Source organism: Paenibacillus sp. Y859 (assembly GCF_056786405.1).
In genome coordinates this window covers 1-19,510 of sequence record NZ_JBXCIZ010000002.1, presented here as the reverse complement: position 1 = coordinate 19,510, position 19,510 = coordinate 1, and the positions used below count along the sequence as shown (strand labels likewise).

The 19,510-nt window shown below is 40.9% G+C and carries 18 protein-coding genes, 11 tRNA genes and 2 rRNA genes; 4 read left to right on the top strand and 27 right to left on the bottom strand.

Going from position 1 to position 19,510, the window contains the following annotated elements; translation table 11 throughout:
* Positions 1–129: 129 nt before the first annotated feature.
* From AC1TO8_RS05005 to AC1TO8_RS04990, 4 genes are all read right to left on the bottom strand, one after another.
* Positions 130–1,074, bottom strand: a complete 945-nt coding sequence (locus AC1TO8_RS05005; protein ID WP_482054528.1) for a cation diffusion facilitator family transporter — start codon at positions 1,072–1,074, stop codon at positions 130–132.
* Positions 1,075–1,171: 97 nt separating this feature from the next.
* Positions 1,172–2,068: a protein translocase subunit SecF gene (secF, locus tag AC1TO8_RS05000; RefSeq protein WP_482054527.1), complete on the bottom strand. Its 897-nt coding sequence runs from the start codon at positions 2,066–2,068 to the stop codon at positions 1,172–1,174.
* Positions 2,058–3,311 carry a protein translocase subunit SecD gene (gene secD / locus AC1TO8_RS04995; RefSeq protein WP_482054526.1) on the bottom strand — a complete coding sequence of 418 codons (1,254 nt, stop codon included), beginning with the start codon at positions 3,309–3,311 and terminating at the stop codon, positions 2,058–2,060. The genes secF and secD overlap by 11 nt, the downstream gene beginning before the upstream one ends.
* Positions 3,312–3,434: 123 nt before the next feature.
* Positions 3,435–3,644 (bottom strand): post-transcriptional regulator, encoded by a 210-nt coding sequence (locus tag AC1TO8_RS04990; protein WP_482055214.1) that lies wholly within the window; start codon positions 3,642–3,644, stop codon positions 3,435–3,437.
* Positions 3,645–3,936: 292 nt separating this feature from the next.
* Between AC1TO8_RS04990 and spoVB the strand changes: the two genes are divergently transcribed.
* Positions 3,937–5,475 carry a stage V sporulation protein B gene (spoVB, locus tag AC1TO8_RS04985; protein WP_482055213.1) on the top strand — a complete coding sequence of 513 codons (1,539 nt, stop codon included), beginning with the start codon at positions 3,937–3,939 and terminating at the stop codon, positions 5,473–5,475.
* Here the strand turns inward: spoVB and AC1TO8_RS04980 are convergent.
* Complete coding sequence (locus AC1TO8_RS04980; RefSeq protein WP_482055212.1) at positions 5,468–6,199, bottom strand: YetF domain-containing protein; 732 nt, start codon at positions 6,197–6,199, stop codon at positions 5,468–5,470. The genes spoVB and AC1TO8_RS04980 overlap by 8 nt on opposite strands.
* Before the next feature lie 209 nt (positions 6,200–6,408).
* Between AC1TO8_RS04980 and AC1TO8_RS04975 the strand changes: the two genes are divergently transcribed.
* On the top strand, positions 6,409–6,804 hold the full coding sequence (locus tag AC1TO8_RS04975) for a TIGR04086 family membrane protein (RefSeq protein WP_482054525.1): 396 nt from the start codon (positions 6,409–6,411) through the stop codon (positions 6,802–6,804).
* A gap of 89 nt (positions 6,805–6,893) precedes the next feature.
* Complete coding sequence (locus AC1TO8_RS04970; protein WP_482054524.1) at positions 6,894–7,721, top strand: phosphatase PAP2 family protein; 828 nt, start codon at positions 6,894–6,896, stop codon at positions 7,719–7,721.
* 147 nt (positions 7,722–7,868) lie between these two features.
* On the opposite strand, the gene yajC is transcribed toward AC1TO8_RS04970, so the two are convergent.
* From yajC to AC1TO8_RS04930, 8 genes are all read right to left on the bottom strand, one after another.
* On the bottom strand, positions 7,869–8,180 hold the full coding sequence (yajC, locus tag AC1TO8_RS04965; protein WP_482054523.1) for a preprotein translocase subunit YajC: 312 nt from the start codon (positions 8,178–8,180) through the stop codon (positions 7,869–7,871).
* 31 nt (positions 8,181–8,211) lie between these two features.
* A complete protein-coding gene (tgt, locus tag AC1TO8_RS04960; protein ID WP_482054522.1) occupies positions 8,212–9,351 on the bottom strand; it encodes a tRNA guanosine(34) transglycosylase Tgt in 1,140 nt (379 codons plus the stop codon).
* Positions 9,352–9,565: 214 nt separating this feature from the next.
* On the bottom strand, positions 9,566–10,594 hold the full coding sequence (queA, locus tag AC1TO8_RS04955) for a tRNA preQ1(34) S-adenosylmethionine ribosyltransferase-isomerase QueA (protein WP_482054521.1): 1,029 nt from the start codon (positions 10,592–10,594) through the stop codon (positions 9,566–9,568).
* A gap of 7 nt (positions 10,595–10,601) precedes the next feature.
* On the bottom strand, positions 10,602–12,716 hold the full coding sequence (locus AC1TO8_RS04950; RefSeq protein ID WP_482054520.1) for a SpoIID/LytB domain-containing protein: 2,115 nt from the start codon (positions 12,714–12,716) through the stop codon (positions 10,602–10,604).
* Between the two features lie 28 nt (positions 12,717–12,744).
* Entirely contained in the window at positions 12,745–13,752 is a 1,008-nt protein-coding gene (ruvB, locus tag AC1TO8_RS04945; protein ID WP_482054519.1) for a Holliday junction branch migration DNA helicase RuvB, read from the bottom strand.
* A 19-nt stretch (positions 13,753–13,771) separates the two neighbouring features.
* Positions 13,772–14,386, bottom strand: a complete 615-nt coding sequence (gene ruvA, locus AC1TO8_RS04940) for a Holliday junction branch migration protein RuvA (protein ID WP_482054518.1) — start codon at positions 14,384–14,386, stop codon at positions 13,772–13,774.
* Entirely contained in the window at positions 14,383–14,886 is a 504-nt protein-coding gene (ruvC, locus tag AC1TO8_RS04935) for a crossover junction endodeoxyribonuclease RuvC (RefSeq protein ID WP_482054517.1), read from the bottom strand. The genes ruvA and ruvC overlap by 4 nt, the downstream gene beginning before the upstream one ends.
* 101 nt (positions 14,887–14,987) lie before the next feature.
* Complete coding sequence (locus tag AC1TO8_RS04930; RefSeq protein WP_482054516.1) at positions 14,988–15,869, bottom strand: LysR family transcriptional regulator; 882 nt, start codon at positions 15,867–15,869, stop codon at positions 14,988–14,990.
* 129 nt (positions 15,870–15,998) lie between these two features.
* Here AC1TO8_RS04930 and AC1TO8_RS04925 point away from each other — a divergent pair, with 129 nt between their 5' ends.
* The gene (locus tag AC1TO8_RS04925; RefSeq protein ID WP_482054515.1) at positions 15,999–17,063 is read left to right on the top strand and encodes a branched-chain amino acid aminotransferase; all 1,065 of its coding nucleotides are present in this window, start codon (positions 15,999–16,001) and stop codon (positions 17,061–17,063) included.
* A gap of 78 nt (positions 17,064–17,141) precedes the next feature.
* Here AC1TO8_RS04925 and AC1TO8_RS04920 read toward each other — a convergent pair whose 3' ends face one another.
* The 14 genes from AC1TO8_RS04920 to AC1TO8_RS04855 all read right to left on the bottom strand — a co-directional run.
* A complete protein-coding gene (locus AC1TO8_RS04920; RefSeq protein ID WP_482054514.1) occupies positions 17,142–17,807 on the bottom strand; it encodes a BofC C-terminal domain-containing protein in 666 nt (221 codons plus the stop codon).
* Between the two features lie 178 nt (positions 17,808–17,985).
* Positions 17,986–18,059 (bottom strand) — tRNA-Pro (locus AC1TO8_RS04915).
* A 6-nt stretch (positions 18,060–18,065) separates the two neighbouring features.
* Positions 18,066–18,147: transfer RNA gene (locus AC1TO8_RS04910), tRNA-Leu, on the bottom strand.
* 19 nt (positions 18,148–18,166) lie between these two features.
* Positions 18,167–18,243: transfer RNA gene (locus AC1TO8_RS04905), tRNA-Arg, on the bottom strand.
* An 8-nt stretch (positions 18,244–18,251) separates the two neighbouring features.
* A tRNA-Gly gene (locus AC1TO8_RS04900) sits at positions 18,252–18,326 on the bottom strand.
* 7 nt (positions 18,327–18,333) lie between these two features.
* Positions 18,334–18,418: transfer RNA gene (locus AC1TO8_RS04895), tRNA-Leu, on the bottom strand.
* Between the two features lie 16 nt (positions 18,419–18,434).
* Positions 18,435–18,510, bottom strand: a tRNA-Lys gene (locus AC1TO8_RS04890).
* A gap of 28 nt (positions 18,511–18,538) precedes the next feature.
* Positions 18,539–18,616: transfer RNA gene (locus AC1TO8_RS04885), tRNA-Asp, on the bottom strand.
* 13 nt (positions 18,617–18,629) lie between these two features.
* A tRNA-Met gene (locus AC1TO8_RS04880) sits at positions 18,630–18,706 on the bottom strand.
* 18 nt (positions 18,707–18,724) lie between these two features.
* Positions 18,725–18,800 (bottom strand) — tRNA-Val (locus tag AC1TO8_RS04875).
* A gap of 26 nt (positions 18,801–18,826) precedes the next feature.
* Positions 18,827–18,901: transfer RNA gene (locus AC1TO8_RS04870), tRNA-Glu, on the bottom strand.
* A gap of 4 nt (positions 18,902–18,905) precedes the next feature.
* Positions 18,906–18,981: transfer RNA gene (locus tag AC1TO8_RS04865), tRNA-Asn, on the bottom strand.
* Between the two features lie 65 nt (positions 18,982–19,046).
* Positions 19,047–19,163 (bottom strand): 5S ribosomal RNA (rrf, locus tag AC1TO8_RS04860).
* A gap of 178 nt (positions 19,164–19,341) precedes the next feature.
* Positions 19,342–19,510, bottom strand: a 23S ribosomal RNA gene (locus AC1TO8_RS04855); the annotation flags it as partial.

Here is a 19,510-nt window from a genome sequence, read left to right as displayed (position 1 = left end):
AGGAGCGGAGCGTAGGCAGTACCTACGTGAGCACCGGAAGGACCGGCTGAATTCAATATTCGATGTCGAATACGCCCCCCTGCTATACTTCGTGATCAAAAGATGACTTTTTGAACAACCCCTTAAAGTTTATTGGAGTAATGTTGGTATATCCTGATCCAATGATCCATGATTCGATTTATAAGGATAACCTGGATCATAAGGAATGACTTCAATACTGACATCACTAACATGAAGAAATCGATTCATTAGTAACTTTTTTACATGTCCAGATATAGCATGACCTTCAAGCACGGTAATACTTGGATTAACACTCACTTTTACATGAACAACAATATAATGTCCTACCTCTTGCGATTTCAATTCATCCACTGTGATAATGCCATGAACGCGCTGAATCGTATCCATAAATTCGGATTTATTTTCTTCCACCAGTTCCTCATGAGGATGCCTACCATAAATCGAATCCACCATAAGTAGATATCCACCCCTAAGAATTAGACCCGACACAATGATGGCAGAAATGGAATCCATGTATAACAATCCAGGCCAACCATACACATCTCCCAAGACAGACAGAGATACCCCGAGGAGTACTATGAACGAAGTATATAATGCTAGTCGGTGGTTCGAAGTATACACCGTATGTTCACCATTATTTCTTTTCTTAGATACGCGATATTGAAATTGAAATATGCCTTCTCTTACAGCAAAAGAAACAAAAATAGCAACAACTGAAAACTGTCCAGGCGCCTTTAAATTACCCTTTGAGAGATTATGAATAGCGTCAGTGGCAATTTGTACTCCTCCCATTATAACCAATACAGAGAAGAGAATCGTTATAACTAGCTGAGTTTTCTCGGCTCTACGACTTCCATTAACTTTAGCCTTCTTCCAAGGAACTTTATCAGCAAGACAAGAAAAGGCATCCGTTGCTGAATACAATGCATCACCAAGTAAAGCCTTACTGTCTGAGAAATAACCAACAAATCCTTTAAATATAGCTAGTGTCAATTCACCGATAATTCTTGTCCAAGTTGCGGTTTTATTTGGTATTGAATGTTGTATAGCCACATAAGCCCCCCTCTAGCAACTTCAATGCCCATAACATTTGAAAGCCGCGTCATCATTGACCGCGGCTTTCAAAATGTTATTCCTAATTATTATATGCTTATGATGCTTTGCCGACTGGTTTATTCTTTTGTTTACTCTTAAGTAGAAGCCAGAGTGGGCTTGCAATAAAGATCGAGGAATAGGCACCGAATATTAGTCCAATGACCATCGCCAAAGAGAACATTCTTATCGATTCACCACCAAATAGGAATAGAAATAACGCGGCAATAAATACCGTGAGTGCGGTATATAGTGAACGCTTAATCATTTGGTTGACACTCTTATTCACCAAGACAACAAGATCTTCATTGGTTTTCAGCTTAGCAAAACGCAAGTTCTCACGTATTCTGTCGAATATAACAATGGTATCATTGATTGAATAACCAACAATAGTTAATACCGCTGTAATGAATATCAAATCCACTTCCAACTGGAATAGGGAAAATACGGTGATGACCAGGAATGCATCATGGATGAGCGCTACGATCGCTGCAACTCCAAATCGCCATTCAAAGCGGACACTCACATAAATAATAATACCAACACAAGATAGAAGCACGGCGTAGATAGCATTTCGTCCAAGCTCTTTAGCCATTTCTGTATCAACTGTATTGATCTCAAATGAAGCACTGCTATCTAACTTTTGAAACTCTAATATAAGTTTATTATGGTTTTCCTCTGTCAGTACTTCGTTAAATCGGATGTTAATCCGTTGCTCTCCCTCTGTAATATCCGTTCCCTCATCAATTCCGATATTTTTCAGAACAGGTTCAATTTCATTTTTTGTTAACGTCTTTGAAAGTGATACATCCACATTCGAACCCGCTTTGAAATCAACACCGTAATTCAATCCAAAAACCGCGAGGCTAATAAGACCTAGGATCGTAAGAATAATGGAAAGGGTATAGAAATACTTACTAACATGAACAAAATCAAATTGTTTCTTAAAGTTCACGAATTTCACTCTCCTTTACACCAAATTGCTTCGGTTTTTTAAGTAAGCCTGACTTAACCAACAAGGTAATTAGCCAGTGAGTGAAATATACGTTCGTGGCAATACTTAATACAATCTCTACCATTAATACTAATGCGAAACCTTTTACAGCACCTGTTCCGTAAGCATACATAACACCAGCAACAATGATCGTCGTCAGATTAGAATCTAGTATCGTACGGAAAGAAGACTTATTCCCTGCTTTAACAGAGGACATCACACTTCTACCGTTACGCATTTCTTCCCTGATCCGCTCGTTGGTAATAATATTAGCATCTACAGCCATCCCGATCCCTAATATAACTGCTGCTATACCCGGCAGTGTTAAGGTGAAATCAGCCATTACGAACACTAGTATAAGCAACCAAGTATGCAGAATCAATCCAAAGCTAGCTATTAATCCAGGTGTACGATACATTCCGATCATGAATAATAGAATAGCAGCAGATGCAATTAGCCCTGCTACAACAGTCTCATCAAGTGACTGCTTACCGAGCGTTGCCCCTACACTTTGGGAGTATTTCTCTGTAAGCTTCAATGGTAACGCGCCTAGATTAATCGTATCGCGTAAGCTCTTAGCTTCCTCATTAGTGTAGTTACCAGTGATTTGAGCTTTACCATCCGTTAATTCAGCTTGAACAGTCGGAGCAGAAAGCATCGTTTCATCCAAGAAAATAGCTAATTCTTTGTTAATAAGACGTTTTGTAATTTCAGCAAACTTCGCCTTATCTTTTACTTGGATACTTATTAAAGGTTTATTTAGATTGTTATATTCGACTTCTGCACCATTCTCTTTAAAGTCATTTCCTAAGAGTTCAATTTTAGTGAAATCAGCCTCTTCTATTCCTCCATCAGGCGAACTACGAAACGTTAGATTCGCAGGCTCTTTCATTTTCTTTCTAACCTCAGCCTCGTCGGTAACTCCGGCTATTTTCAGACGAATTCGGTTAGTTCCTTCTGTAGTTACCTCAGGTTCGCTTGTCCCTTGAGAATTCGCACGTTTCTCTAAACTTTGAGCTGTATGGGTCAACGATTCTTTGGTGACCTTTTGCCCTTCTTCTAGAGGTTGAGCCTCATACAGAATTTCAAACCCACCCTTAAGGTCAAGACCCAAACGGATCTTATCAAGTAACCCTGGAGTTGATACTGCCATTACGCCAGATAACACAATTATTGTAACAAAAAAACTGACAATTCTCTTCATTCCGTTCTTATTTCCCCTTTCGTCCTCAATATTCCTATTATAGCTATGCCTTAAAATGCAGTCAATTTATGATTTTGTACAATTCGTGTCTTTTTGGCATTTAACGACAAAAAGAATCCCCCCTTATTCAAAAGTAGATCCTTTGTACGCCGCCATTGTCATAAAATTCATAAACCCAGTTACCTTTAAAGATAGAATATCATTAACTAACTTATGGAGTGAAGGTGTTCCATCTTTCTCATATTTCGAACTGACACAATCCCAAATATCTTTCTCCGTCACATGCTCATATCCGATAAGTCTAAATTCCTCAGCTTTACTCTGGCACATCATTTTAATATTCTCATCGAGCTGGACAGTGCTTATCCCTTCAATTTCCACGCGTAACCCATCCTCTCTATGGTGTCTGTACCACTTCATCGAGTAATTCGACTTTAAATCTCTAATTCCTTTTTTTCGAAATATAAGAAAGTATAAGTTTCACGATATATTATCTAGCATGAGAATGGACAGGTTGAGCATATCCATATAGTAATCGTCATGCTGGACATCCGGCTAGCCTTGACTTGGAAAGAGGGAGTGAATATTGAATACACGTCATAAACAAACTTTTATACAAGGAACCATGATTCTATTGACAGCAGGGATCATCAATCGCATCTTGGGCTTTATCCCACGAATTGCTTTACCCCGTATTATTGGAGCGGAAGGTGTAGGTATTTACCAATTAGGATATCCTTTTTTCCTTGTCATTATGACTCTGATTACTGGTGGTATCCCACTTGCTGTATCCAAACTTGTCTCTGAGGCCGAAATTGCAAATAATCCGCTGGCTTCAAAACGTATACTACGTATTAGTCTTGGCTTAACCTTCACGCTAGGCATTATCTTTATGCTGCTGTCCATATGGTTCGCACCTTGGGTAACGCAGAATATTCTGACTGATCCCAGAGTTTATCATACATTTGTAAGTATGAGTCCCATGCTCGTTATCGTTGCTGTCTCTTCCGTATTCCGTGGATACTTCCAAGGCAAACAAAACATGATCCCATCAGCTGTTTCCTCCATAGTAGAGACGCTGGTTCGAATGGTATGTGTTCTAAGTTTCTCTTTCTTGCTACTACCAAAAGGAATTGAATTTGGTGCTGCTGGCGCAATGCTCGGAGTCATGGCTGGTGAATTTATTGGTCTGCTTATACTGCTCTTCCATTATCATGCCGAAGATAAAGATGTTACTCATTCTAACAACGTTACTGAAGAGTTACCTGTCCATCTTAAAGTCGGTGTACTACGTCGCTTACTTAAGATTACAATTCCTGTTACTGCAGGCAAACTTGTAGGATCCTTCTCCTATTTGTTTGAATCTATCATTACAGCACAGAGCCTTGCCATAGCGGGTTTAGCCACTTCTGTTGCTACGGCCCAGTATGGTGCGCTACAGGGTATGGTTATTCCCCTATTATTGTTACCAGGAGCATTAACAACATCATTAGCTGTTTCTCTTGTACCCTCTTTATCGGAAGCTGCAGCACGTAACGAGCAAGCTACTATTCACAAAAGACTCAATCAGACGATAAACCTAGCCCTTGTAACGGGTGCACCTTTTTCAGTCATTATGTTCGTCCTATCCGTCCCACTATGCTTATTACTATACAACAATCAGAATATTTCGGGTATGTTACAACTTATGGCACCTTTTGCCTTATTTGTATACATACAAGGGCCCTTACAAGTAGCACTTCAAGTATTAGATCGTCCTGGCAAGGCTCTCCGAAACACATTGATTGGGGCGGCAATTAAGCTATTTCTTATTTGGTACTTATCATCTCAACCTCAATATGGTATATATGGTGCCGTGATCGCAATTATTGTTAACAGTATCATCGTCACTTTAATGCATGGATTCAGTGTAACTAGATTACTCTCATTTAGATTCAATGTTCTCAATATTATAAAAGTGTGTGTAGCCATGATTCTAATGGCCGCAGGAACACATTTAGCTTATACCCAACTACCCTTCCAACAACATATCTGGCTGCAGTTCATCATCTCAAGTATTATCGGGATCGTTATTTATATGATCATCATATTTAGAATTAAACTTGTATCTATCCGTGATTTAGAGAAATTACCCATCATCGGACAATGGTTTCCATCTAGTTAGTGTCTTTTAAGTCAATATAGATTTGATTCTTATGATCAATACTACACAGAAAAACATCCTTGAACTCGTTAGCACCATTCGACTGAATCATGTTCTTTAACCAGAATCGTGTCTTATTCATCAATAATAAATTTTCATCCATGACTCGACCATCCATAATCAACGGAATAGGTAATCCCTGATGGGTTATCCTTCCAACAGGCATAAGCACCTTCCTTCTGCTTTTCCATTTCTTTGCCACCGTTAAATCGCTGGAAGAACTAGACTGCGTATTCGAATCTTTTGGGAATACCGTGAGCTGGCCCGTAGTCTCCAAAATCGCAAATTCCACATCAGCTATATTATCGATATCTTTTTGACGGATCTGAAACATGAGATCATCTAGATTATATCTCTGCTTCTTCATCGCATCTCGGTGTAACTTACCTTTGGATATAAGAACAACCGGTTTACCATCAAATAGCAAACGTAGTTTTCGACTTTTTAAGCTAATCTGCGCGATGACGATTTGTAACACTACAAGCGTAACCATCGGGATGATACCTTCCCACAAAGGTCTCTTGATATCTTCAAGCACAAATACGGCAATTTCCGCAATCATAATAGAAATAACTAAATCAAATATGGATAGTTTCCCAATTTCCCTTTTCCCCATAATACGAATCGTAGCATATATAAAAAAATACATCAGCAGAGTTCTAAATATATATGCCGTAAAGTCCATATTCACTTAAATCCGCTCCTTAATCTTGTTACAATTGACATATTGTATAGTTATTGTCGCCTTTTAGTGTACAACCCATGCATTCAATAACGCATTCAATTAATGGGATTTCCTTCGGCAAGTGAATTCTCTATCCTAATTGTTGTAATACTGGGGCAAGCCTTATCATAGAATGACAGTAATATATGGACTATAAAGGGGGTAACAACATGCAATCTATCCGTCAATTATTCTCATTTAGAATTAGTAATCCGATTCTAGCCGGACTATGCTATTCATTCGCATGGATGATGCTAGGCGCATTCATTCTCTCACTTTTCTTGTGGTTAAGTGGACTTCAGGAACATGACCTTACAATGTACACATACATTATTCATGCATTCTCTGCCCTTGCTGGTGGTATAGTCACAGGTAAGCGTTCAAAGCAAAAAGGATGGGTTCACGGAGGACTGACAGGAGTGTTTTATGGACTAGTTATACTTCTGATTGGGTTTCTTGCATTAGATGGTTCTTTTACACTAAAGGATATCTCTTGGGTCGGAGCTAGCTTTATAATCGCTGCTATTGGAGGAGCGTTTGGAATTAATTTAAAAAGTAATATGTAGTTCCCAAATATATCCTCTTTCTTTTATATGTGGTACACTAATTCCAGTCATGCTAAAAAGAAAGGATTGTTTTTGTGATTTATGATTCCATGGGAACTATTGCTCTAACTTCAGCAGTAACCGTTGTATTACTTATTTGGATAGGGTCTCTTCGAAACCCTTTCTTAATCGTCAAAGAGTTCACCCAATCACTTCTATCTTCACGTACATTTCTAGTATTATTCCTAGGCGTTGCGTGTATTTTATTAATTAACAAATACGAGTTGCAATTCGAAGAGAGTTTGAACTATCAAGCTGATTTCACACCATTTATTTTTGGCATAGAAGGCCATTTCGTGCAAACTTTGCAGCAATTCTTTTACAATCCAATGCTCACTCAAGTATTAGTGTTTTTCTATGTCATTATATTTCAATCTTTATTGATCGCTTCCATTGGAGTCTACATGTTGGATCGTAACAAGGTGTTCGTATATGCAACCTTCTTTGCTATTATGATTAACTATGCAGTAGCTATCCCCTTCTACATTCTTGTTCCTGTAAATGAGACTTGGTCCTACGCACCTTCAGGAGTAGTCTTTCACATGTTGGATGTCTTCCCATCATTCGAGCAGGACTACAGATCGCTGTCCGGTATAAATAACTGCTTCCCAAGCCTTCATACGTCCATCTCCGTAACGATCATGCTGCTAGCAGCTCGTTCAGGAAATATACGTTGGAGAATCATAACCGCTATTAGTTCAACCATTATCGTGTTCAGTATATTCTATCTTGGTATTCACTGGCTCATCGATATGCTTGCAGGATCAATACTAGGTATTACCGCTTCTACTTTGGGTATCTATTGGGCTAAGTTAGCGGTTGCTAAGGAACACGGTTCAATCAGAGTGCGTTCTAAGTTACACAACACTTCCATGTAAAAGGAGTTCAAAAAGTCATCTTTAATTACTGAAATTCGACTTTTTGAACACGGATCACATATATAAATAGAGGTTGTCCATTAGTCAGAATAACTAATGGACAACCTCTATTTCATTTAGAATATAAGATTAATGTGCAATCTTTTACTATTTCACATCTGTACGGGTACCTTGACTTATTGAACTACGATCAAAAGTCAGCCTAGTCGCATCGTTTACGAGAAGAACAATAATATCATCTGTAATCTCTACGATTTTTCCATGAAGACCACCAATCGTTACTACTTTATCACCCTTTTGGAGAGTGCTTAGCATGCTAGTACGTGCCTTTTGTTTCTTCTGTTGTGGACGAATTAACAAAAAGTAAAAAATAGCAAACATTAAAACAAATGGCCATATCAGTTGAAATATGGAGCCTGCCCCCCCAGTGCCGGAAGCTTCTGTTGCAAGTTCAAACATTTCTTTTCCCCCTTAAATTAATGTCATCATGCTAGAATCCTTTAAGATTCTCATGAAGACCATACTGATCAAAAAACTCATCGCGAAAATCAAGCAGTCTGTCTTCCATAATACTCTGACGAACCTTGCGCATTAATTCTTGCAAGAAGTACAGATTATGGTATGTAGTCAGTCTCAGTCCAAAGGTCTCATCAGCTTTGATCAAATGCCGCAAATAAGCTCTCGAGTAATTCCTACATGTATAACAATCGCATGCTGGATCTAAAGGACCGTAGTCACGAGCATACTTCGCGTTACGAATTACAACTCTTCCTTCGCTTGTCATCGTTGTCCCATTACGAGCGATCCGTGTTGGTAGAACGCAGTCAAACATATCTATTCCACGAATAGATCCTTCGATCAGAGCATCAGGAGATCCCACGCCCATTAAATAACGAGGTTTATTGCTAGGAAGGAGTGGAACTGTATAATCCAGCACATCATACATTAGCTGTTTTGGCTCTCCCACACTGAGTCCACCAATAGCATAACCCGGGAAATCCATGGAAGTCAAATCCCGTGCACTTTGCTTACGTAAATCCTCATACATCCCACCTTGAACGATACCGAATAAAGCTTGATCTTTACTCCGTGCATGACTTTCTAGGCAACGCTCAGCCCAACGAGTTGTCCGTTCAAGAGATTTTCTAGCATACTCATGTTCAGCTGGGTATGGTGGACATTCATCGAAAGCCATCATAATGTCCGAGCCAAGTGCATTCTGAACTTCCATTACAACCTCTGGAGAGAGAAATAATTTATCTCCATTTAGATGAGAGCGGAAATGAACACCCTCTTCTGTAATTTTACGCATTTCACTTAGACTAAAGACTTGAAATCCACCGCTGTCGGTCAGAATTGGACGATCCCAATTCATAAATTTATGAAGCCCACCTGCTTCGCGGATAATATCGTGGCCTGGGCGAAGGTATAAATGATACGTATTACTAAGAATAATCTGTGCATCCATTTGCTTAAGTTCTTCTGGGCTCATTGTTTTAACTGTAGCCAGTGTCCCTACAGGCATAAATGTAGGTGTCTCAATAATGCCATTGGGCGTATGAACTCGTCCTAGACGGGCTCCTGATTGTTTACATGTTTTGATATGTTCATAAGTTACTGCTGCTACCATAATGTTTTTGTATCCCTTCCTTATAGAGGTTGTTCAAAGTTTCATCTTTTGATCACGAAGTATATCATGAATCTTACTCGACATCGAATATTGAATTCAGCCGGTCCTTCCGGTGCTCACGTAGGTACTGCCTACGCTCCGCTCCTCACTCCCTATCTTCATCCAATCTTCTCGGTGCTGAAAAGCTGACTTTTTGAACACGCACTTATATAGTTTAATAAATAAACATCGCATCACCGAAACTGAAGAATCGATATTGCTCCTTCACAGCTTCTTGATATGCTTCGAGAATATGTTCTCGTCCTGCCAAAGCACTTACAAGCATGACCAACGTAGACTTTGGTAAATGAAAGTTGGTAATTAAGGCATCTACGACGGTAAATTGGTATCCTGGAAACATAAAAATGCTAGTCCAACCACTACACTCTTTCAATGGACCGCCTTCACATTGCTGACCGACCGTTTCTAGTGTCCGAGCAGACGTTGTTCCAACGGCAATAATTCTCCCACCGTTCAGATGCGTTCTATTCAACAAGTCTGCGGTTTCCTGAGACAAGGAGTAATACTCCTCATGCATGACATGATCTTCCACTCGCTCAACTGACATGGGTCTAAATGTTCCTAACCCGACATGCAACGTTATGAATGCCACTGATACTCCCTTTGCACGAATATCATGAAGTAATTCCTCTGTGAAATGAAGTCCTGCTGTAGGTGCCGCTGCCGAACCCTCATGACGGGCATACACCGTTTGGTAACGTTCACGATCATCTAACTTATCCTTAATATAAGGTGGAAGAGGCATTTGTCCCAGACGATCGAGAATTTCCTGAAATACACCCTGATAAGTGAATACGAGTACCCGGGCACCCATATCACCTTCAGATTCAATTACTGCTTGAAGTTCATCACTGAATATAATGACATTGCCTTGTCTCAGCTTCTTACCTGGCTTTACTAATGCTTCCCACCGGTCCTGACCCAAATTTTTAAGTAACAGAACCTCTGCTTTCGCACCAGTATCCTCTTTCACTCCGAACAATCTCGCAGGAATAACTCGAGTATCATTTAATACAAGTGTATCACCCGGTTGAAGATAATCCGTTATATCTTTAAAGGTATGATGTTCCATCGAACCATCTTCTCTGCTCAACGTAAGCAAACGCGATGAGCTTCGTTCCAAAAGTGGTGTCTGGGCAATCAATTCCTCTGGCAGATCAAAATTATATAATTCTACATCCATGTTGTCGTCATTCCTTAACAATAGTGACATTTTGATAATAGTGTTTCAAAATATCCTGATAATCATACCCTGCATCAGCCATCCCTTTGGCTCCCCATTGAGAAAGTCCTAGTCCATGACCGTTTCCTTGACCGATAAATTTAAACTTCTCACTCGCATCCACTGCTGTCGCCTTTGAGTCACCATTCATGATGACTGTCGTAGTCCCATTAAGGTTACTAACCCCCGCTGCTGAAATGACAGAAGTCGTTGATGACGTAGATGCTTGTACCGTTGCACCGTCGGAACCTAATACAGTATAACTTCCGGTGGATACAATATCAAATAAAGTACTCGGTAAGCCATTCAATGCTGATCTAAACAAGTCTGGATACTTCACATCCAGTATTTGACCATTTACCTTCAGTTCAGTAACACGACTCGAAGGCCCACGTTTCGTTACTTCAAGCGAACTAATCGTCGATGGTAACTGCAGTGATGCCTTTCCTTGCATAGCCTTGAGTAGCTCAGCAGAAGTATAAGGACCTCTAACCCAAGAATAGGAGTTGGATTCTGAGACCTTTTCAAGAATAACGGCAGTCTCTCCCGGATTAAGCTTAGCTACAGGTGTTACATTCGATTGAATTTGTGGTGTTGGACGGACATTCGTATCTAATGATGTTATCGTTAATTGAGCAAGCCCTGCTACGGTTGTATTACTCAATTCCTTCACATTATCTTCACGTATATAACCTGTCAGTCCATTATTCAATAAAACATAATACCACATCTTCAAGTTATTTTGAGCAGATATATCACCTTCACTTGTTACATTGATAAAGGTATTGTTACCACTATTCCATACTTCACTAGAATCAGCTGTTACCCCACCACTATTAGATGAGAAGATAGCTTCAACTACCTTACCATCCTTTACGAGAACTTCACCCTTCGTTTCGTCAACAGCTTGTGTAATACTTGCAGCTTCTGAGCCTAAGCCATTATAAACTTGACTTAGCGTCGTATCGACCACATCTGCCACTTGATATTTATTTCTTTGAAATATAGCATAGCTTCTTGCAGCTACCGCTTGAGTCTTCAGTGCCTCTGACGACCATGAGGAAGGTACTTCTCCCCCAACAACAGAATATAGGTATTGTTCTAGAGGCAGTTCATTCACCAACGCTAACTGACCATTATATGAACTAATTTCCCAATTTCCACGATAACTCCGCGCTGCTCTCTCTGTTACTTTCATTCCATTGAACGGATCCGGAATCCATACTTTCGCAGATTCACCGCTTATTTGATAATGTGCTACCGTTTGATTAGGAGATAAATGAAGTCCAACATCCTGACGTAGTATAAGTGCTGGAAGAGAAGAATCTATAGCCGCTAAAGTAATCGCAGGCATAATCTGACTCATCTCTTGTTGAATAATACTCAGTTCACTATCATTTGTCGCTTCTCCTACCCATACCGCATATTGAATTTCACCTGTCGGCATATATTGGATAACAGTCATAGCATCAAAACCTGAAGCTTGAATCATGCTTTGTTGTGTCATCGCTTGATCTAAAGTAGCATGAACACCTGCAGACCCGTGTTTGCTCCCCTTTAGCGAAGGTGTTTGACCGTTCAATTGAGCTGCTGCCGTCTGGCTAACACGGATCACAGCTTCTCTACCAGCTTGTTCAGTAGCATACATTCCGGTATACAGTTGATACACCGTCTGTCCTCCCAATGAAGAACTGAATAGAATGGGCTTATCATTCGCTGTTGTGGACAAATTCTGGAATGCTGCTGCAATCTTATTCCAATCTGACGTCTCCAATACTTTTACCCGAAATGAATCCACACTGAATCGTACTTGTGTACTCCCCATGAAAGAAGCCATCTCACGGTATCCAACTGAGCCATTCATCCCTGCACTCCAAGAAGATCCAGACTCAAGTGTTACTGCTGGAGTGATGGATCTGTAGGCACTTCCCAAGTCAACAAACATTGCGACCCTTATCGTATCTTGAACGAGTCCTGCCGCCATAACCTTTTGTGAAGTATTCAGACAAGATAAGCCAATAACAGCAACTAGCATACATGTAGTAATCTTCTTCAGAAACCCTTTTTTCAAATTAAGAATCATTGAATATCTCCTCTCTAGGATCGAATATTTATTTCTGCTGAGGTGGTTGTGGTAATCCTAAGTGTTGATACGCTGCAGACGAAACCATTCTCCCCCGTGGAGTCCGTTGTAAAAAACCAATCTGCATGAGGTAAGGTTCGTATACATCCTCAATCGTCTGACTCTCTTCTCCAATCGTTGCGGCAATCGTATCTAGTCCCACTGGTCCTCCACGAAAACTCGTAATCATCGTATGAAGTATTTTATAATCGATCACATCTAATCCTCTTGGGTCTACTTGCAACATTTGGAGGGCTTGATCCGCAATTTCTCTCGTAATTATTCCGTCTCCACGTACTTGAGCATAGTCGCGTACTCGTTTTAACAGACGGTTAGCGATACGAGGGGTCCCCCTCGCTCTAAGCGCAATCTCATCGGCTGCATCTCCTACAATCTCAATCCCAAAAATGTCCGCTCCCCTCGATACGATAAAACTTAATTCATCCACACTATAAAATTCTAACCGACTAACTACACCGAAACGATCTCGAAGCGGCGCCGATAACAAACCTGCACGGGTAGTAGCACCTATTAATGTAAACGGAGGTAAATCCAACCTTACAGAACGAGCACTTGGCCCTTTACCAATCATAATATCTAGAGCAAAATCTTCCATTGCAGGATACATGACTTCCTCTACTGTCCGATGCAGACGGTGAATTTCGTCAATAAACAGTACATCGCCTTCTTGCAGATTGGTTAGTAACGCAGCCAAATCACCTGGGCGTTCTATAGCAGGACCTGATGTTGTCCGCAGATTAACTCCTAATTCATTAGCTATAATATTAGCCAGTGTCGTTTTCCCGAGCCCTGGAGGGCCATATAGAAGTACATGATCTAGCGCCTCATTACGCATTTTGGCTGCTTCAATATAAATTTTTAAGTTTTCCTTCACTTGATTCTGTCCGATATATTCTGCCAAATAGCGAGGGCGAAGACTTAACTCCACTGCCTGATCTTCCATCATCAAGTTCGCTGATATAATACGGTCATCCATTAACTATCGCTCCTCTTCCTCAGCCCGCATAGAGCAGTTTGAGCGCCTTCTTCATTAAGACGTCTATCGTGTCCTCATATGTGATCTCATCTTTAATTTTTAACCATACACTGTCAAGTTCTGTCTCCGTATACCCAAGGGCCTTCAATCCTTCCCTAGCCTCAGACCAAGAGGATCCATCTCCTTCTTGAGGTTCAGGGACAGTGAATAAGCCACCTGAAATAACAGTCGTAGCGAAACCATCCAGCTTGTCCTTCAAATCGAGAATCATCCGTTGCGCAGTTTTCTTTCCGATACCCGGAAGTTTAATTAAGAAAGGGATATTCTCTTGATGAATCGCAGACACAACAAGTTCTGGATCTCCCCCACTTAATATGCCTAGGGCTACCCTTGGACCAATGCCCGATACTTCAATTAGCTTACGAAACAACTTCTGTTCATCTCGTGTCGGGAATCCAAATATTAATATCGCATCCTCGCGCACGTTATAGTGTGTATAGATCGTCACTTCACCTTCCACCTTAGCAAAGGCATAGGGATTCGGACAAAATACGCGATATCCTATACCACGGACATCAACGACAACATAGTCATTCTCCAAATGGACAACCGAACCTGTTAGGTAATCAATCATTTCTTCAGCACCTCTTTGATCATCGTATTTAATGTTGATGAGTGAGCGTGACATATAGCAACAGCTAGAGCATCCGCAACATCATCAGGCTTAGGAATTTCCTTGAGGTTAAGATAAATTTTTACCATCTCCTGAACCTGCCTTTTCTCAGCCTTACCATAACCTACAATAGCTTGTTTCACTTGTAATGGTGTATATTCTGCAACGGGTAGTCCCTTTTGCACCGCAGCTAGAATCATCACACCACGCGCTTGACTGACAGTCATAGCTGTCGTCACATTCCGATTAAAGAATAGCTTCTCAAAAGCGACAGTATCTGGTTTATATTTATCTATCAACTGTACCATACCTTCATACACATGTAGCAACCGATCTTCCTCTGGCGTATGAGCTTCGGTCTGAATGCATCCATATTGCACTGGAATAACCTTACTTCCTACCTTGTCTACGAAACCAAAGCCGACAATAGCAATACCCGGGTCAATTCCTAAAATTCGCAAAATCAATCTCTCCTCTGTCATAAAGCGAACATATGTATTCGTTATCTCATTATATGAAAAACTCTCTATTAAGTCTATTACTCTAAGGAAACTACTCCTTTTTAGGATTGAAAGTTACCTTTTAACTCATGAATAAATGTCTTCATAGATAAGCTTATCATCGATTCATTGCGATAAACGATTCCAACTGTTTTTTGGGGTATGGGCTCAACGATGGGAATAATACGAATCTGCTTATCTTCAGTATAATTTACATGTAGATAGGATTTAGGTAAAATAGTTGCACCAATATTCAGCCGAACCATCTGCATCATAGATTCCATCGTCGACAGTTCCACTATTGGCGTCAAGACAATTCCTTCTTCTTTTCCGTACATATCAACCATTTGTCTAACCAAGAACTTCTCAGGAAACAATATTAGTGATAAGTTTTGCAAATAATTGAATGGAACGCTATTTTCTCTAGCCAAGGGATGTGCTGATGAAACAGCTAAACTAAGCTCTTCTGTATAAAGTGGATGACTAATCAAGTTCGCATCTTCCAAAGGTAGAAAGACAACACCCATATCCAATTCATTATTCAACAAGCCATGCCTTGTTTCTTCCGTTGCTAACTCAATCACAGATAACGAAATATTAGGGTACTTCTCATGAAAAGAAACGATGGTCGTTGTCAGTAGATGGTTTCCCGAGCATCCAATCCTTAGCTTCCCGCGTTGTAATCCCTTGATTTCCGTTATTTTTATTTGTGCTTGTTCTAGCTCATAGAATACTCTAATCGCATGATTCCGCAAAATATGACCAGCTTCTGTTAAATAGTTCTTTTTGCCAATTCTCCTGAACAAGGGAGTTCCCAATCTATTCTCAAGCACGCGGATCTGCTGACTCAACGTAGGTTGACTGATTCCTAGTCGTTCTGCTGCTTTAGTAAAATGTAATTCTTCACAGACGGCAAGGAAATATTCTAGAACTCTAAATTCCAAATTTATTACCTCATTTCATATATAGGCCATAACTATCATTCTAATAGATATTATTGGATTGACCAATTGTTTTTTTATTCATTATAATGGAGTAAGTATATTTCATTGAGACTCAGGAGGAGTTAAAGTATGAAGGACATTCAAATTTTCAAAAGAAACGACCTTAAACAGAAACCACTTCAAGACCATCTAGAATTTGGACAGATTTTTACAGATCATATGTTTTTATTAGATTACAATTTAGAACAAGGTTGGCATGATGCTCGTATCGTTCCTTATGGTCCCATAGTGTTAGATCCTGCTGCCATGGTATTGCATTATGGTCAAGCTGTTTTCGAGGGAATGAAGGCATTCTTAGCACAAGATGACCAAATCCTTTTGTTCAGACCGAATAAAAATATGGAGCGCTTCAACCAATCCAATAATCGTCTTGAAATTCCAGAAATCGATGAAGACTTTATTCTACATGCTATTCAAACCTTAGTTAATATAGATAAAGAATGGATTCCTTCAGGTAAAGGAACCTCTCTATATATTCGTCCATTCATTATAGCGACTGAGCCTTGTCTTGGTGTACGGGCCTCCCATACTTATCAGCTTCTCGTCATCTTATCTCCGGTTGGCGCATACTACAGTGAAGGATTAGAACCCGTTAAGATCAATGTGGAGTCTTCTTACGCGCGCGCCGTTCGAGGTGGACTAGGGACTGCCAAGGCAGCAGGTAATTATGCAGCTAGCATTAAAGCTCAAACCGAAGCTAAAGAAGCCGGATATTCTCAAGTTCTATGGTTAGACGCGCTGGAGAGGAAATATATTGAGGAAGTTGGGAGTATGAATATTTTCTTTAAAATTGATGGAAAAGTCATCACTCCGGAGTTGAACGGTAGTATTTTAGCAGGGGTAACCCGTGATTCTATTATCGAGCTATTACAGAACTGGGGTATATCGGTAGAGGAACGCCGGATTTCGATGGAGGAAGTCTACGAAGCTTATCATAATCACACTTTGGAAGAAGTCTTCGGAACCGGTACAGCAGCTGTTATCTCTCCCGTTGGTGAATTATTCTGGAATGAGAAACAAGTGATCATCAATGAGGGACAAATCGGTAAGCTGTCACAACAACTTTATGACACCATTACTGGTATCCAAACGGGTTTGATTCCAGACACTCTACAATGGACTGTACAAGTATAGACCTAATACAGCTAAACAGGGGTGTCCCTAGTCATTATTAATGACTAAGGACACCCCTGTTCTTTGATCAATTCCTACTTACTCCGTCCTCTTCATAACGTTCTCAGTATACTCTTGTGCGAAGTCACTAAATGTGGATATCACACTATTGTATTCATCTAAATCCTGAATTCGAATACCAGTATATAGTTGTTCCAACACACCCTCAGGCAATGCTGATTCCATAGAATTAATATCAAGTTGAAAAAAAGTCTTCAATACCTTTTCCTGTTTCGGTGGACCTTCAAATAACGTAAGATTACCATCCGCATCCATACTCATATATGCACTTTGTTTGCACACAGGAGATAGGTCTTCGACCCATTCCACCAGCCATACTTCCTCATGCTCACTAAATTGTCCATTCCATGTTGGATTTTCATGAAGCAATTCTATAATTTTGTCAGAACTCATCTGTCCCATAGCTCTTTCTTCTTGACCACATATATAGTTTTTCTGAATTACAACCCTATGGGCTTTATTCGAATCTTTCAAGCTTTTCAAAAATTGTTGCCTTTCTACAGATAACTCAGTAGAAGCTGTATTTTGCAAATACTGCAAAGTCTCCATAGCAATTTGTGGTTCAGAGTATAATAAAGATTCGATTTGTCCCGAGAGATGAATTCCCCACCAAGCGAGCATAGCGATAATGACACTCAAGGCTGTTGCTCCAATTCGACGCTTCCACCTTTTCCAATTTCTCATCAACTTTTTTTTGAGTTTCGAAGCATTCACGCTGATCCCCTTCTATCTGCTTACTTTTCTATATTGTGCACCTCAGTCACAATATTTATACAAACAAGCAGTTAAAGGGAGTCTTAGTTTATAAATAGTTGAAAATACGAAAAGAACCATCGAAATAATTCGATGGTTCTCAACTTTATCGGGACGACACGATTCGAACATGCGACCCCCTGGACCCAAACCAGGTGCTCTACCAAGCTGAGCTACGTCCCGAAACAATACCGATGGCCGGACTCGAACCGGCAAGCCCTGCGGCACCGCATTTTGAGTGCGGCGTGTCTGCCAATTCCACCACATCGGCTTACTCTAACTAATAAAGATGGTGCGCCCTAAGAGATTCGAACTCCTGGCCTTTTGATTCGTAGTCAAACGCTCTATCCAGCTGAGCTAAGGGCGCAAATAAAATGGAGCGGACGACGGGAATCGAACCCGCGACCCTCGCCTTGGCAAGGCGATGCTCTACCGCTGAGCCACGTCCGCATAAAGATGGTGCGCGTAGAGGGACTTGAACCCCCACGTCGTGAAACGCTAGATCCTAAGTCTAGTGCGTCTGCCAATTCCGCCACACGCGCACACTTTGATAAGAAATGGTGAGCCATGAAGGATTCGAACCTTCGACACCCTGATTAAAAGTCAGGTGCTCTACCAACTGAGCTAATGGCTCATAAACTGTGAATCTTTAATAATTATAATGGCGGAACCGACGGGATTCGAACCCGCGATCTCCTGCGTGACAGGCAGGCATGTTAGACCAACTACACCACGGTTCCACATAAATATAATTGGTTGCGGGGGCAGGATTTGAACCTGCGGCCTTCGGGTTATGAGCCCGACGAGCTACCGGGCTGCTCCACCCCGCGTCATCTAAAAAATTACTATGGTGGAGGCTGAGGGGATCGAACCCCCGACCCTCTGCTTGTAAGGCAGATGCTCTCCCAGCTGAGCTAAGCCTCCATGTCTAAACGTGTACAAATTAAAATTGGTGACCCGTAGGGGACTCGAACCCCTGTTACCTCCGTGAAAGGGAGGTGTCTTAACCACTTGACCAACGGGCCGTTATGGCTCCCCGAACAGGACTCGAACCTGTGACAACTCGATTAACAGTCGAGTGCTCTACCAACTGAGCTATCAGGGAATATAGTATTTCATAATACATTCTTTACATCACTTATGTATGTAATCATGTCTTACAAAATGGCTGCTTGGCGACGTCCTACTCTCCCAGGACCCTGCGGTCCAAGTACCATCGGCGCTGGAGGGCTTAACGGTCGTGTTCGGGATGGGTACGTGTGGAACCCCTCCGCTATCGCCACCAAACATGCATTTGTGTAACAAATGCTGCCGTGAGAAATTCGGTTCATCACGTTAGTGTGAATGAATTTCATAACGTTACTAATCGCTGCGAGAAAATATCAGTCTTCAAAAAAGACATGCAGCTTATCCAGATGTTTGATCACCTGAAAACTAGATACGAACGAATTTATGTTAGAATTATTAGGATAAGCCCTCGACCGATTAGTATTGGTCAGCTCCGCACATTGCTGCGCTTCCACCTCCAACCTATCTACCTCGTAGTCTTCAAGGGGTCTTACTAATTGGGAAATCTCATCTTGAGGGGGGCTTCACGCTTAGATGCTTTCAGCGCTTATCCCGTCCGCACGTAG

Coding starts and splice junctions, on each gene's coding strand:
- AC1TO8_RS04980 (WP_482055212.1), bottom strand. CDS start 6,199: ATGGACTTTACGGCATATATATTTAGAACTCTGCTGATGTATTTTTTT.
- yajC (WP_482054523.1), bottom strand. CDS start 8,180: ATGTTTGAACTTGCAACAGAAGCTTCCGGCACTGGGGGGGCAGGCTCC.
- secD (WP_482054526.1), bottom strand. CDS start 3,311: ATGAAGAGAATTGTCAGTTTTTTTGTTACAATAATTGTGTTATCTGGC.
- AC1TO8_RS04920 (WP_482054514.1), bottom strand. CDS start 17,807: ATGAGAAATTGGAAAAGGTGGAAGCGTCGAATTGGAGCAACAGCCTTG.
- spoVB (WP_482055213.1), top strand. CDS start 3,937: ATGATTCTATTGACAGCAGGGATCATCAATCGCATCTTGGGCTTTATC.
- AC1TO8_RS04990 (WP_482055214.1), bottom strand. CDS start 3,644: ATGATGTGCCAGAGTAAAGCTGAGGAATTTAGACTTATCGGATATGAG.
- AC1TO8_RS04970 (WP_482054524.1), top strand. CDS start 6,894: ATGGGAACTATTGCTCTAACTTCAGCAGTAACCGTTGTATTACTTATT.
- AC1TO8_RS04925 (WP_482054515.1), top strand. CDS start 15,999: ATGAAGGACATTCAAATTTTCAAAAGAAACGACCTTAAACAGAAACCA.
- queA (WP_482054521.1), bottom strand. CDS start 10,594: ATGGATGTAGAATTATATAATTTTGATCTGCCAGAGGAATTGATTGCC.
- tgt (WP_482054522.1), bottom strand. CDS start 9,351: ATGGTAGCAGCAGTAACTTATGAACATATCAAAACATGTAAACAATCA.
- AC1TO8_RS04975 (WP_482054525.1), top strand. CDS start 6,409: ATGCAATCTATCCGTCAATTATTCTCATTTAGAATTAGTAATCCGATT.
- ruvB (WP_482054519.1), bottom strand. CDS start 13,752: ATGGATGACCGTATTATATCAGCGAACTTGATGATGGAAGATCAGGCA.
- ruvA (WP_482054518.1), bottom strand. CDS start 14,386: ATGATTGATTACCTAACAGGTTCGGTTGTCCATTTGGAGAATGACTAT.
- AC1TO8_RS04950 (WP_482054520.1), bottom strand. CDS start 12,716: ATGATTCTTAATTTGAAAAAAGGGTTTCTGAAGAAGATTACTACATGT.